Below are 13,537 nucleotides of genomic sequence, written 5' to 3' on the forward strand. Positions count from 1 at the left end.
GGGCCCGCGGTGGACGCCATCAACCAGCCCCTACTCGATATTCGCGACCTCTCGGTGGCGTTCGGCGATACGCTCGCGGTGGATCGCGTCTCGTTCTCCATCAAGCGCGGCGAGTGCGTCGCGCTGGTCGGCGAGTCCGGCTCCGGAAAATCCGTCAGTGCCTTGTCGATACTAAGGCTGCTGCCCTATCCCAGTGCCTCGCATCCTTCCGGCCACATCCGTTTCCGCGGCCGCGATCTGTTGACCGCGTCGGAGAACGAGATGCGTGAGCTCAGGGGCAACGACATTTCGATCATTTTCCAGGAGCCGATGACCTCGCTCAATCCGCTGCACACGATCGAGGCGCAGATCGGCGAGATTCTTTCCCTGCATCGCGGCATCGGCGGCCAGATGGCGCGGACGCGCACGCTGGAGCTCCTGACGCAGGTCGGCATTCCCGACCCGGAAACCCGGCTGAAGAGTTATCCCCATCAATTGTCCGGCGGCCAGCGCCAGCGCGTCATGATCGCGATGGCGCTCGCCAACGAGCCCGACCTGTTGATCGCGGACGAGCCGACCACCGCGCTCGACGTCACCGTGCAGGCGCAGATCCTGGCGCTGCTCGCCGAGATCAGGTCCCGGCTCGGCATGAGCATGCTGTTCATCACCCATGACCTCGGCATCGTCCGCCGCATCGCCGACGTGGTCTGCGTGATGAATTCGGGCAAGATTGTCGAGCAGGGACCGGTCGAACAGGTCTTCACCGCGCCGAAGCACGCCTATACGCGCGCGCTGCTCGCGGCCGAGCCGAAGCCCGATCCGGCGCCGCCGCGGCCGAACGAGCCGGTGGTGATGTCGGCCGACAATCTCAAGGTCTGGTTTCCGATCAAGCGCGGGCTGTTGCGCTCGATCGTCGGCCACATCAAGGCGGTGGATGGCGTCAGCATCGCGGTGCGCAGGGGCGAGACACTCGGCGTCGTCGGCGAATCCGGCTCGGGCAAGACCACGCTGGGGCTGGCGCTGCTCCGGCTGATTTCCTCGGATGGCCCCATCGTGTTCCTCGGCAACGACATTCAGGGTCTGCGCTTCAAGGCCATGCTGCCGTTCCGGCGCGACATGCAGATCGTGTTTCAGGACCCGTTCGGCTCGCTGAGCCCGCGCATGTCGGTTGGCGATATCGTCGCTGAAGGCTTGAGCGTGCACCAGAAGTCGCTGTCGCGTGAAGAGCGCGAGGCGCGCGTCGTCAAGGCGCTCCGGGATGTCGGCCTCGACCCCGAGACGCGATTCCGCTATCCGCACGAATTCTCCGGCGGTCAGCGCCAGCGCATTTCGATCGCGCGCGCGGTCGTGCTGGAACCGAACTTCGTCGTGCTCGACGAGCCGACCAGCGCCCTCGACATGCTGTTCCAGGCACAGATGGTGGATCTGTTGCGCGAACTGCAGCGCAAGCGCGACCTGACCTACATGTTCATCTCGCACGATCTGCGCGTCGTGGCCTCGCTCGCCAGCCATCTGATCGTGATGCGCCACGGCAAGGTGGTGGAGGAGGGGCCTGCCGCCGAGCTGTTCAAGAATCCGAAGAGCGACTACACCCGCGCGCTGTTTGCAGCCGCGTTCCGCATCGAGGCGGTGCCCGGCGACGCGGCTGCTACATGAACGTCATTCCGGGGCGCGCGAAGCGCGAACCCGGAATCCAGAGGTAACTTGAACGAGAATTCCGGGTTCACGCGCTATCGCGCGTGCCCCGGAATGACGAGCAAGGTTACAGCCGCTTGACCGCCGTCACCTCACATCCCGTCGCCTTGATCCGCACAACCGCCTCGCGCGTGTTCTCGATCACCGTCGCCATGTGATGCGCATTGGCGTGCACGATGGTGTCGGCGTCGCGGACGATCGCGACGTGGCCTTTCCAGAAGATCAGATCGCCGCGCTGCAGCTTCGTCATCTCGGCAACACTCAATGCCCGGCCGAGGCTCGCCGCCTGCATGTCGCTGTCACGTGGGCAGCCGGTGCCGGACGACGTCAGCGACACCTGCACCAGGCCGGAGCAGTCGATGCCGAAGGCGCTCTTGCCGCCCCAGAGATAGGGCGTGCCGACGAAACGCTCGGCGACCGCGACGAAGTCCGGCGCCGTCGTTCCGAGCGGCCCGACATGCTGTCGCGGCAGGAAACGGCCGTCGGCGGTGACGGCGAACGTGCCCTCGTCACGGGCGACCGCGATCGCCGCCCCCATCGGAAGCGCGATGGCCGGCGGCAGCTTGATCGACGGTCCGGGAAACGCAAAGGTCCAGAGGGCGGTGACTTTGTGGGTCGGTGGCGCTATTGGTCTTGTCAGCGTGCTCTCCGGCAACCAGCCGACATAGCCGTCGCTGCCGAGCTGGCCCCAGGCCCAGCCTTCGCCGTTGCGATCATAGATGGTGACGCGCTCGCCCTTCAGTGCTTGCGTCATCAACTCGGCATCGGGCGCAGGCAGCCTGCGCAACGGCGCGATCGGCTCCGCCACCTCGAACATTTCGCCGTCGACGAAGCGCGCGGCCTTTACCTTGCCCTCGAGATATTTCGCGGCGACCTCAGGACTTGCCGGTGTCAGGCGGGGATCATCCATAGCTTTCGCTCAGCAGTTTGTAGATCGCACGCGCGGCCTGGCATTCGCCGCCTTCGGGGCGCGCGGGTTTTGCGGAAGGCGTCCAGCCGTAGATATCGACATGCAGCCAGCTCTTGGCGTCGGTGACGAAGCGCTGCAGGAACAAGGCGCAGGTGATCGAGCCGGCAAAGCCGCCCGAGGGCGCGTTGTTGATGTCGGCGACCTTCGAATCCAGCCAGGAATCATAAGGCGGCCACAGCGGCATTCGCCATAGCGGATCGTTCTCCCGTTTCGCATGCGTGGCGACGCTTTCGGCGAGCCTCTCATCATGGGTGTAAAAGGGCGGTAAATCCGGCCCCAGCGCCACCCGCGCCGCCCCCGTCAGGGTGCCGAGGTCAACGAGCAGATCCGGCTTCTCTTCGTCCGCCAGCGCCAGTGCATCCGCCAGCACCAGCCGTCCCTCGGCGTCGGTGTTGCCGATCTCCACGTTAAGCCCCTTGCGCGACCTGAAGATGTCGAGCGGCCGGAAGGCGTTGCCGGCCACTGCGTTCTCGACAGCGGGAATCAGGACGCGCAGCCGCACTTTCAGCTTCGCATCCATCACCATCTGCGCCAGCGCCAGCACGTTGGCGGCGCCGCCCATGTCCTTTTTCATGATCAGCATGCCGCTGGATGGCTTCAGGTCGAGCCCTCCGGTGTCGAAGCAGACCCCCTTGCCGACCAGCGTCACTTTGGGGTGGGCGGGGTCGCCCCAGCTCAGCTCGATCAGGCGCGGCGCGCGCGTCGAGGCCATGCCGACCGCATGGATCAGGGGAAAATTCTGCTTCAGGAGCTCGTCGCCTGTGATGCAATTGAAGCTGGCGCCGAGGCGCGACGCCATCGCCTGGGCGGCTTCCGCCAGTTGCTCCGGTCCCATGTCGTTCGACGGCGTATTGATCAGGTCCCGCGCCAGTGCCGCGGCTTCCGCCATCCGGGCAATGTCGGCGACATCGACGCCCTCGGGCGGTACCAGCCGGACCTCGGGCTGCTCCGCCTTGCGGTAGCGGCCGAAGCGGTAACTCCCCAGCGCAAAGGCGAGCGTCGCCAGCCGCACGTCATGTGGCGCGTTGGCGAACCGATAGACGCCGGGCGGCAACAGCCCGGGCAGCGCGCCGGGCCGGAAGAGGTCGCGCGATTTGGCGGTTTCATCCTCCAGCCCGAATACGACATGCCCTATTTGCCCATCGGCTGCCGGCAGCGTCAGGCACTTGCCGGGCTTGGCAGTGAAATCATTGGCGGACGCAAACCGCCGGGCCTGCTCGGGAAGATCCCGGGCGATCGCATCCCAGGTCGTCTTGGTGGCGAAGGTAATCGGAATGGCAGGAGCGGTGGGCGCGGTCTCGAACGGGAATGGCATGTTTGTCTCGCGAAGGGGACGGGGAGGGGGCGGGGATGACGCTGGCATAGCACGGCCAATTAACCGGCCGTTAGGGTTAACAGCCTATTGCTGGCCCGTACGGTTCCATTCGTCCGCCATTCCCGTGAGTTGAAGTGCCATGCGTCGACAGTCCAGCCATGCCGCGTCTCTTGCCCGGTTGTTCGCCTCCGCGGCCGTAACGACGATTCTGGCCGCGGGTCTTGGCGGTTGCCAGACCATGTCCGACATCACGGGATCGCTGAGTTCGTCGACATCGACGTCAAGAGCACAGGCTGCCCCGGAAGATCCGCGCCGCGCGGCTGAGGTCTATGGCGAACGGTATCGCGCCAACCCCAAGGACGCCGAAGCGGCACTGGGTTACGGCCAAGCGCTCCGCGCCACCGGCCAGCGGGCGCAGGCCGCCGCCGTGCTTGAACAGGCCACCATTGCTCATCCCGGCAACAAGGCGCTACTGGCCGCTTACGGTCGCGCGCTCGCCGACAACGGCAACTCGCAGGCCGCCTTCGACGTGCTGAGCCGCGCCCATTCGCCCGCCAACCCCGACTGGCGCATTCTTTCGGTGCAGGGCACCACGCTCGACAAGATGGGCAAGCATGAGGAGGCCCGCCGCTACTACGCGAGCGCGCTGAAGATTGCGCCGGAAGAGCCGTCGGTATTGTCCAATCTCGGCCTGTCGTACATGCTGACGCGAGAATTGCCGCAGGCCGAGGAGGCGCTGCGGCGCGCCTATTCCAATCCCCGCGCCGACGCAAGGGTGCGGCAGAATCTGGCGCTCGTGGTCGGCCTGCAGGGCCGCTTCCAGGAAGCCGAGACCATTGCCAAGGGCGATCTTCCCGCCGACGAGGCGGCCGCCAACGTGGCCTATTTGCGGGAAATGCTGAGCCGCAAGGACAAGGACAACTCGCGTCCTCCCGGCAACAAGGCGATCGTTCCGGTCGCAGCGCTCAACCAGCCCGACTGAACAACGCAAGCCGCCGTCAGCCGCATAGGGCCCCGGCCCTGCAGCGCACTGCTGTGCGCTGCGCCGCGTCGGGAGAACGGAGTGCTCCTGGTCTCAAAGCGCCCGGTGTCCCAGGCGCGCCGCGCTCTCGAGCTGCGGCGATCGCTTACGGCATCATCTGAATCTTGATGTAGGTCGGTCCGAGAATGACGATGAACAGGCACGGCAGGAAGAACAGGATCATCGGCACGGTCAGTTTTGGCGGCAGCGCGGCCGCCTTCTTCTCGGCCTCGTTCATCCGCATGTCGCGGTTTTCCTGCGCCATCACGCGCAGGCTCTGGCCGAGCGGGGTGCCGTAGCGTTCCGACTGCATCAGGGCCAGACAGACCGATTTCACGCCTTCGAGGCCGGTGCGCTTGGCGAGATTCTCGTAGGCGACCTTGCGGTCCTGCAGGTAGGACAATTCCGCCGTGGTCAGTGCGAATTCCTCCGATAGCGCGATCGATTGCTTCGCGATCTCGGTGGAGACCTTGCGGAAGGCGACTTCCACCGACATGCCGGACTCGATGCAGATCAGCAGCAGGTCGAGCGCGTCGGGGAACGCGCGCCGGATCGAGAGCTGGCGCTTGCTGATGGCGTTCTTCAGGAACAGCATCGGCGCCTGCAGCCCAAGGTAGGCGGCGCCGATGCAGATGCCGAGCTTCATCGTCAGCGGCTTGTCCAACTGCGTGATAACGAACACGTAGAGGGCTGCGCCGAGAAACAGCACGATCGGCGTCACCGCGCGGGCGAACAGGAACGTGATGTAGGGCGCGTTGCCGCGATAGCCGGCCATGATCAGCTTGTCGCGCGCGGCTTCCTGTGCCAGCCATTTGGTCAGGTTGAGGTCTTCCACCACCTTTGAGACGAGCTGTTTCGGCGTTTGCCGCAGCGATACCTTCTCCGCCTTGTTCAGGCGGTCGCGCTCGCGCTGGCGAAGCCGTTCGCGCTCGTTGGCTACCGCCTTCATGCGCTTGGCCAGGCCCTCGCCGGCAAACAGCGGCATGATCAGCGTGTAGGCGGTCGCGCTCGCCGCGATGGCGGCAAGCAGCATGGTCATGAACCGCGCGTCGTGCATCTTGGTGATCATAAACTCAATCATGGCCGCACCGTCAGAAGTCGAAGTTGATCATTTTCTTCATCACCATGATGCCGATCGACATCCAGGCGACGCAGGCCACCAGCATGAATTGGCCGATATGATGGGTCCAAAGCAGCGAGATGTAGTCGGGCGTCGACATCCACACCAGCAACATCACGATCGGCGGCAGCGAACCGATGATACCAGCGGAAGCCTTGGCTTCCGTCGACATCGCCTGAATCTTCTCGCCCATCTTCTTGCGGTCGCGCAGCACCTTGGAGAGATTGCCGAGTGCTTCCGACAGGTTGCCGCCGGACTTCTGCTGGATCGCGATCACGATGCCGAAGAAGTTCGCCTCCGGCACCGGCATCCGCTCATACAGCCGCGCGCAGGCCTCGCCGAGCGGCATGCCGATGGTTTGGGTTTCGATGATGGCGCTGAACTCGCTCCTGAGCGGCTCCGGCGAGTCGGCTGCCACCACCTTGATCGATTCGAACAGCGGCAGACCGGCCTTGATGCCGCGCACGATGACGTCGACGGCGTCGGGCAGTGCCTTAAGGAACGCCTTCTCCCGGCGCGTCTTGAGATAGCTCAATAGCCAGCGCGGCAGGCCGAGGCCTGCGGCGAAAGCCATCGCGGCGGCGGCCAGCAGGTTGCCGCCCACGACATATGCAAGCACGAAGCCCACCATGGCGAAGACGCCGGAAACGACCCAGAATTTCTGCGTCGTCCATGATCCCAACCCGGCCTGGGCGAGGCGGATGGAGAGGGGAACGGACTTATCCTTCTTGCGGCGGGCGTCGAGCTCCTTCAGCGATCCCTCGACCTGCTCGCGGCGCGAACGCTGGGTTTTTTCGGCTTGCCGCGCCGGTGCGTCGGTGCGCGCGATCGAGGCGCGGCGGGATTCCGCCTTCCGTTCGCCCGACAGCATCGGATAGATGAACACCCATGCCAGACCGCCGATGGCGGTAGCGGCAAGGAAGGCCAGTGCGAGTGTCTGCATGCTTGTCGCGTCCCTCAAGCCTTGTCGGAGACTTCGGCGGCGTCGAGCGCGGCCGCAAGCCGCTTCTCTTCGTTGTAGTATCGCGCGCGTTCCCAGAACCTCGGGCGGCCGATGCCGGTCGAGCGGTGCCGTCCGATGATCTTGCCGTTGGCGTCTTCGCCCATCATGTCGTACAGGAACAGATCCTGGGTGATGATGGTGTCGCCTTCCATGCCCATCACCTCGGTGATGTGGGTGATGCGGCGCGAGCCGTCGCGCAAGCGTGCCGCCTGCACGATGACGTCGATCGAGGCGCAGATCATCTCGCGGATGGTGCGCGAGGGCAGCGAAAAGCCGCCCATGGTGATCATGGATTCGCAGCGCGACAGGGCTTCGCGCGGGTTGTTGGCGTGCAGCGTTCCCATCGAGCCGTCGTGGCCGGTGTTCATGGCCTGCAGCAGGTCGAACGCCTCGGGTCCGCGGACTTCGCCGACGATGATGCGCTCGGGGCGCATACGCAGGCAGTTGCGGACCAGTTCGCGCATCGTGACCTGGCCTTCGCCTTCGATGTTGGGCGGGCGGGTTTCCAGCCGCACCACGTGAGGCTGCTGGAGCTGAAGTTCGGCAGCGTCCTCGCAGGTGATGATGCGCTCGTCATGCTCGATATAATTGGTCAGGCAGTTCAGCAGCGTGGTCTTGCCGGAGCCGGTACCACCGGAGATCAAGACGTTGCAGCGGACGCGGCCGATGATCTGCAGGATCTGCGCGCCTTCCGGCGAGATCGCGCCGAATTTGACGAGCTGGTCGAGCGTCAGCTTGTCCTTCTTGAACTTACGAATGGTGAGTGCGGGCCCGTCGATCGCCAGCGGCGGAACGATGGCGTTGACGCGGCTGCCGTCGGCGAGGCGGGCGTCGCAGATCGGCGAGGATTCGTCGACGCGTCGGCCCACCTGGCTGACAATGCGCTGGCAGATGTTGAGGAGCTGCTGGTTGTCGCGAAAGCGGATGCCGGTTTTCTGGATCTTGCCGCCGACTTCGATGAACACCGTGCCCGCGCCGTTGACCATGATGTCGGCGATGTCATCACGTGACAACAGCGGCTCCAGCGGGCCGTAGCCAAGCACGTCGTTGCAGATATCATCGAGCAGTTCTTCCTGCTCGGCGATCGACATCACAATGTTCTTGATCGCGATGATCTCATTGACGATGTCGCGGATTTCCTCGCGCGCGGACTCGCCGTCGAGCTTGGCGAGCTGGGCGAGGTCGATCGCCTCGATCAGCGCGCCGAAGATGGTCGCCTTGACAGAATAGTAATTGTCGGATCGCCGCGCCTCCATGGCGGGCGCGGGCTGCTGCTGCTTTGCGGGGGCAATCGGCGGCGAAGGCACGACCGGCGCAGCGACCTCGCGCGGTGCGGCTGCGGCGCTGGAGACCGGCTCCGGCGCCTGGAAGGCGGGCTTGAGCGCCCGAATATCGCTATCATTTCCGCTACGCTTACCGAACACGATGGCACTCCACGCGGGCTGTCTACTTCTTGGCCCGCAACTTCTCGATCAAAGGCGACAGCAACGAACTCTTTGGCTTCTTGGTCTCGCCGCGGCCGGTGAGCCGCTGCGCAACCTGCAGGAATATCTCGGTGGTACGATGGGTTGCCGAGATTTCCGCGATCATCTGGCCGTTGTTGGCCGCCGAACCGAAGATTTGCGGCTCGAACGGGATCGTGGCGATCGGGTGGTGTTCGATCGCCTTGGCGAACTCGGCGGCCGGGATCTCCGGACGCTTGGGAATGCCGACTTGATTCAGGCAATAGAGCGGCGCGCGATCATTCGGCCGCGATGCCTTCAGCAGGTCGAAGATATTCTTGGCGTTGCGCAGATTGGCGAGATCGGGCGCAGCGACGATCAGAATGTCGTCAGCAGCGATCAAGGCGCGCTTGGTCCATCCCGACCATTGATGGGGAACGTCGAGCACGATGCAGGGCATCGTGGTGCGAAGCGTGTCGAAGATCGAATCGAAGGCCTCGGCGCCGAAATCATAGACCCGGTCGAGCGTGGCGGGTGCGGCCAGCAGGCTGAGATGGTCGGTGCATTTCGACAGCAGGCGGTCGAGGAACGCGGTATCGATCCGGTCGGGCGAGAACACCGCATCCGCGATGCCCTGCGGCGGGTCCTGATTGTAGTCGAGGCCGGCGGTGCCGAAAGCGAGGTCGAGATCGGCGACCACGGAATCCAGCGCCAGATCGCGCGCGATCGCCCAGGCAACGTTATGGGCGACAGTGGAGGCGCCGACGCCGCCCTTGGCGCCGACGATGGCAATGATACGGCCGACGGCCTTGGCTTCCGGCGACGAGAACAGGTTGCAGATCGAGCGCACGACATCGATGGCGCTGACCGGGGCGATGACGTAGTCGCTGACGCCGCGGCGGACCAGTTCGCGATAGAGCATCACGTCGTTAATGCGTCCAATCACGATCACGCGGGTGCCGGCATCGCAGACGGTGGCGAGCTGATCAAGACCGGCGAGAATGTCGTTGCGGCCTTCGGTCTCCAGGATGATGACGTTCGGGGTCGGGGCCGAGCGGTAGGCCTCGATGGCTGCGGCCATGCCGCCCATCTGGATCTTGAGATGCGCCTTGCCAAGGCGGCGGTCTTCGCCCGCCGACTGCACGGCGGCCGCGGTTTCCACCGTCTCGCAAAAAGCCTGCACCGACACCCGCGGCGCCGGCGCGATGTGATCCTCGGTGGACGACGCCGGTATGTCCGGCTGTTGTTCTGAATTCTGACGCTCGTATGTGATCATTTGCCGGTATCGCTGAGTTTGGCCTTGTCGGCTTCGGGATAGGTGGTCGCGGTTGATGTGCCTTTGCGATATTTCTCGAAGGCAATGCTACGGCGCGGCATATAGGCTGGAGTTTCGGGGCGCGGCTGCTCGAAGTCGGACGGATTGTCGACCATTGCCGCCATGTTACGCTGATAGGAGCAGCCGAAATTGTGGTAGGGCTTGTTGTCGAAATAGCCCTTGTTGTTGATTGATGGCCCGACATCTTCCGGCCACAGCCCGCATGGTCCGGCCACCGCCGAAATCTTCGGATAATTGAGACGGATCGCGGCCATGTGCCGGGGATCTTCGGGACGATACTGGCGGACATTGACCGCACGCGGCGGCACGCCGGCGGCGGAGAAGGTCGCCTGGATCTCGCGCAACGAATCCTCGGCCGCCCGTGCGTTCGGGGTATTGACCGGCACGTCGATGCTGATGGCGCCGGTACCTTCGCGAAGCCAGGCCTGGGCCAGTCCCATCACGTCGGCGCGCTGGGAGGCGGAAAGGCCGCCGCGTCCGCGGCCGACGAAAACGACGATCGAGCGGTCGGCTTCCTGGACTGCGATCGGATGACGCTGACGATAGTCGTCAGGCACGCTCGCCGTCGTCACGACGTCGGTCGAGTGCTTGCAGGCGCCGAGCGCCACGGAAAGACCGATCAAGGCTCCGGTCAGGCGCAGCGCGCGCGTGCGATCGGCGGGTCTTGTGGATGTGCTCTGTGATGTCATTGCCCCGCCTCAGTCCGTAATAAAGCCGTAGGTGCCACGATAATTCCGCGCCTTCTCGACGCGGCCGGGAACGCCGTAGATCCGATTGATGCTGCCGAGCAGGTCGGCCTGCGGGTCCGAGGCGCTGGCAAAGCCATCGTCGGGGCGCGACAGGTCCTTTTGCGCGACCGCGCGAACCACATAGGGCGTGACCAGAACCATCAGCTCGGTCTGGTTATTGACGTAGTCGCGGCTGCGGAACAGCGAGCCGAGAACCGGCAATTGCGACAGACCCGGGAGGCCGTTGATCGCCTGCTTGGTTTGTTCCTGGATCAGACCGGCCATGGCCATCGCGCCGCCCGACGGAATTTCCAATGTGGTCTCCGCGCGGCGGGTCCTGAGTGAGGGAACGGTCAGGGAATTCGACGTGTTGCCGCTGACGGACTGCGTCAGCGTGATCGAATTTTCGTTCGACAGTTCCGATACTTCCGTCATGACGCGAAGGCTGATCCGCCCTTCGGTCATCACCACCGGCGTGAAGTTGAGCGAAATGCCGAACTTCTTGAATGAGATCTGGGTCGTACAGACGCGCGTGACCGGATCGCAGGAATAGCCACCGGGAACGGGAAATTCGCCGCCGGCAATGAAGGTCGCGGATTCGCCCGAGATCGCAGTCAGATTGGGCTCGGCCAACGTGCGCACGACGCCGGCGCTCTCCATCGCGCGGAGTGTAGCCGTCACTGACGACGAAGCGCCTCCGAACGTTCCCTGCGTTCCGTTGCCCGAGACCAGCGAACGGCCGAGGGCGGTGAACGGATTGGCATTGTTGAAATTCACGACCGTGGTGCCGTAGTTGAAGTTGGCCGAGAGATCGATGCCGAGCTGCTTGATGATGTTGCGGGAGACTTCGGCGACCGTCACCTTCAGCATCACCTGGTCGCGGCCGCGGACGGCGATCGAGTTGACGACCCTCTCAGTCCCACCTACCAGGCGGGCAGCGATATCGGTGGCCTGTTGCGCTTCGATCGGGCTTGCTGCGGTGCCGCTCAGCACCACACCATCGCCGACGCCTTCGATCAGGATGTCGGAATTCGGCAGCGACTGCTTCAACGCGGCGCGAATGCCGTTGAGGTCGCGCTTGACGGCGATGTCATAGGCCGCGATCTGCGCACCGGTGGAATCGAAGAAGATGATGTTGGTCTGGCCGACCGCGGCACCGATAATATAGGCGCGCTGGGTCGAACGCACGACCGCGTTGGCGATCTTCGGATCGGCGACCAGCACGTCCTTGATTTCCCGCGGCAGGTCGATCACGATCGACTTGCCGATCCCGAGCGAAACGAACCGCGCGTTCATTTGACCGTCGGCGGCGACCGGCGCGACACGGTAGTCGCTCGCCGCCACCGGCGTCAGCGCCGGATTGAGGGTGAGAGCAGCCACGGCCGAAAACGACAGGGCGCGGACGATGAACGTTCGCATCATCGGCTGGATTTCCCTGCACTTCATATCGCGCGTCCTTTCGGTCACTTCTGCATCATCTGCTGGCTGGCAACGCCGTAACGGATGACGTTGAGATTTTCGCCGCGCTTGTTGAGTTGATCGTCCGACTTCTCGGGCGCGTTGACGTCGGCGATGCTGCGCAGCGCCAGCGTCAGCGAGCCGCTCTGGCGCGAGCGCGCCAGCGTCTCGGCCTGCTCGGGCTTCAGCTCGAGCGTTACCGTCCTGCCGACCAGCGAGCTGGCGCCTTCTTTTTCCTTCGGCGCCTGATCGATCGCGAGCACGCGGATATTGGTGAGAATGATCTCCGAACTGGAGACGTCCGGGCCCTTGCTGTCAGGATTGTTGTTGCGCTTGGTAAGAATCACGTCAACGCGGTCGTTCGGCAGGATGAAGCCGCCGGCGCCGGTTTCCGGTGAAATTTCCGTGGAAATGGCCCGGTAGCCCGCGGGCAGGATCGCCGCCATGAAGCCGGAGCCATCGGCCCTCACCAGCTTTTGCTCGCGGATCGGCTCGCCCGCGATGAACGGGGCGCGCGCGATCGAGCCGGTGATATCCTTGATGGCCTCGGCCTTGCTGGCGCGGTTGATGAAGTTGTTGCTGGCGGTCGTGGCCGGCCACGCCTGCCATTGCAGATCGTCCGGCTTGACCGACTGGCCGAGGCCGATATCCGATTTCGCGACGAGAATATCGACGGTCTGCATCTGCACGACCTGTGGGGCCGGTGCAGGCTTGTTGTCGGACCCGCTGGCGAGATATGCGGCAATGCCGCCGGCGCCGATGGCGATCGCCAGGACCACGATGCGTGGCTTATTCATACGCTTCACTTTCCACATAACGCCGCGACGCTTCCGTCGCCGTGATGGGAGTTGACCAGCTATTCGTCAAAGCATGGTTAATGAGGCGTGTGTAAATTGCCTTAACGGAAAGTTAGCGACGCTGGATCAGCGCATGGCGAGATGCGCGAGGTCGACCGCCTTGATCCATTCGGTTTCCGGATAGACGATCAGCGCACCGAGCGCGAGCGCGATGCCGTAGGGAATTCCGCTCTGCTTGTCGTGCAGGCGGTTCAGCCAGGCCTGTCCCGTGAGCAGGGCAGGCAGCGGCCATTGCCGGAACTGGATCAGCAGGACCGTCAGCGCCCCGCCGAGCAGCGACACATAGACCAGATAATTGAGCAGATGGTCGAAGCCGAACCAGAGCGCCACGCTGGCCGCGACCTTGGCGTCGCCGCCGCCGACCCATCCCATCGCGAAGCAGGCAAAAGCAACCACCAGAACGACGGCGCCGGCGCTGAAATGCATGAGGATGTCGTGCAGGCCCATGCCGCCGAGCACTGCAAGCACCACAAAGCCCGCGATCAGCGCCAGCGACACCCGGTTCGAAATCGTCATCGTGAAAAGGTCGCTCGCGGCCGCGAAGGCCATCAGCGCCGGAAACAGCAGGAGGCGGGCGGTATCGAGGATCATGATGTAACGGCCCATTGGGTTG

General features: G+C 64.3%; 12 protein-coding genes. 2 read left to right on the plus strand and 10 right to left on the minus strand.

Annotated elements, in window-relative coordinates; genetic code table 11:
• Positions 1-9: 9 nt before the first annotated feature.
• Entirely contained in the window at positions 10-1,635 is a 1,626-nt protein-coding gene (locus HCN50_RS10950) for an ABC transporter ATP-binding protein (RefSeq protein WP_171709653.1), read from the plus strand.
• Positions 1,636-1,741: 106 nt separating this feature from the next.
• Here HCN50_RS10950 and HCN50_RS10955 read toward each other — a convergent pair whose 3' ends face one another.
• Positions 1,742-2,584 (minus strand): C40 family peptidase, encoded by an 843-nt coding sequence (locus HCN50_RS10955; RefSeq protein WP_171709654.1) that lies wholly within the window; start codon positions 2,582-2,584, stop codon positions 1,742-1,744.
• Positions 2,577-3,959: a leucyl aminopeptidase family protein gene (locus tag HCN50_RS10960; protein ID WP_171709655.1), complete on the minus strand. Its 1,383-nt coding sequence runs from the start codon at positions 3,957-3,959 to the stop codon at positions 2,577-2,579. Before HCN50_RS10960 ends, HCN50_RS10955 begins: the two co-directional genes overlap by 8 nt.
• A 139-nt stretch (positions 3,960-4,098) precedes the next feature.
• Between HCN50_RS10960 and HCN50_RS10965 the strand changes: the two genes are divergently transcribed.
• Positions 4,099-4,941, plus strand: a complete 843-nt coding sequence (locus HCN50_RS10965) for a tetratricopeptide repeat protein (RefSeq protein WP_171709656.1) — start codon at positions 4,099-4,101, stop codon at positions 4,939-4,941.
• Between the two features lie 145 nt (positions 4,942-5,086).
• Here the strand turns inward: HCN50_RS10965 and HCN50_RS10970 are convergent, their stop codons facing one another.
• The 8 genes from HCN50_RS10970 to HCN50_RS11005 form a co-directional block, all read right to left on the minus strand.
• Positions 5,087-6,061, minus strand: coding sequence for a type II secretion system F family protein (locus tag HCN50_RS10970; protein ID WP_171709657.1), 975 nt, complete (start codon positions 6,059-6,061; stop codon positions 5,087-5,089).
• Between the two features lie 10 nt (positions 6,062-6,071).
• Positions 6,072-7,043: a type II secretion system F family protein gene (locus HCN50_RS10975; protein ID WP_171709658.1), complete on the minus strand. Its 972-nt coding sequence runs from the start codon at positions 7,041-7,043 to the stop codon at positions 6,072-6,074.
• A gap of 14 nt (positions 7,044-7,057) precedes the next feature.
• On the minus strand, positions 7,058-8,527 hold the full coding sequence (locus tag HCN50_RS10980; protein WP_171709659.1) for a TadA family conjugal transfer-associated ATPase: 1,470 nt from the start codon (positions 8,525-8,527) through the stop codon (positions 7,058-7,060).
• 22 nt (positions 8,528-8,549) lie between these two features.
• The gene (locus HCN50_RS10985; RefSeq protein WP_171709660.1) at positions 8,550-9,821 is read right to left on the minus strand and encodes a CpaE/TadZ family protein; all 1,272 of its coding nucleotides are present in this window, start codon (positions 9,819-9,821) and stop codon (positions 8,550-8,552) included.
• Positions 9,818-10,570 carry a CpaD family pilus assembly protein gene (locus HCN50_RS10990; RefSeq protein WP_171709661.1) on the minus strand — a complete coding sequence of 251 codons (753 nt, stop codon included), beginning with the start codon at positions 10,568-10,570 and terminating at the stop codon, positions 9,818-9,820. The genes HCN50_RS10985 and HCN50_RS10990 overlap by 4 nt, the downstream gene beginning before the upstream one ends.
• 9 nt (positions 10,571-10,579) lie before the next feature.
• On the minus strand, positions 10,580-12,055 hold the full coding sequence (locus HCN50_RS10995; protein WP_171709662.1) for a type II and III secretion system protein family protein: 1,476 nt from the start codon (positions 12,053-12,055) through the stop codon (positions 10,580-10,582).
• A 17-nt stretch (positions 12,056-12,072) separates the two neighbouring features.
• Positions 12,073-12,864: a Flp pilus assembly protein CpaB gene (cpaB, locus tag HCN50_RS11000; RefSeq protein ID WP_171709663.1), complete on the minus strand. Its 792-nt coding sequence runs from the start codon at positions 12,862-12,864 to the stop codon at positions 12,073-12,075.
• Positions 12,865-12,990: 126 nt separating this feature from the next.
• A complete protein-coding gene (locus HCN50_RS11005) occupies positions 12,991-13,515 on the minus strand; it encodes an A24 family peptidase (protein WP_171709982.1) in 525 nt (174 codons plus the stop codon).
• Positions 13,516-13,537: the final 22 nt, after the last annotated feature.

It is taken from the genome of Bradyrhizobium archetypum, assembly GCF_013114835.1.
GTDB classification, from domain to species: domain Bacteria; phylum Pseudomonadota; class Alphaproteobacteria; order Rhizobiales; family Xanthobacteraceae; genus Bradyrhizobium; species Bradyrhizobium archetypum.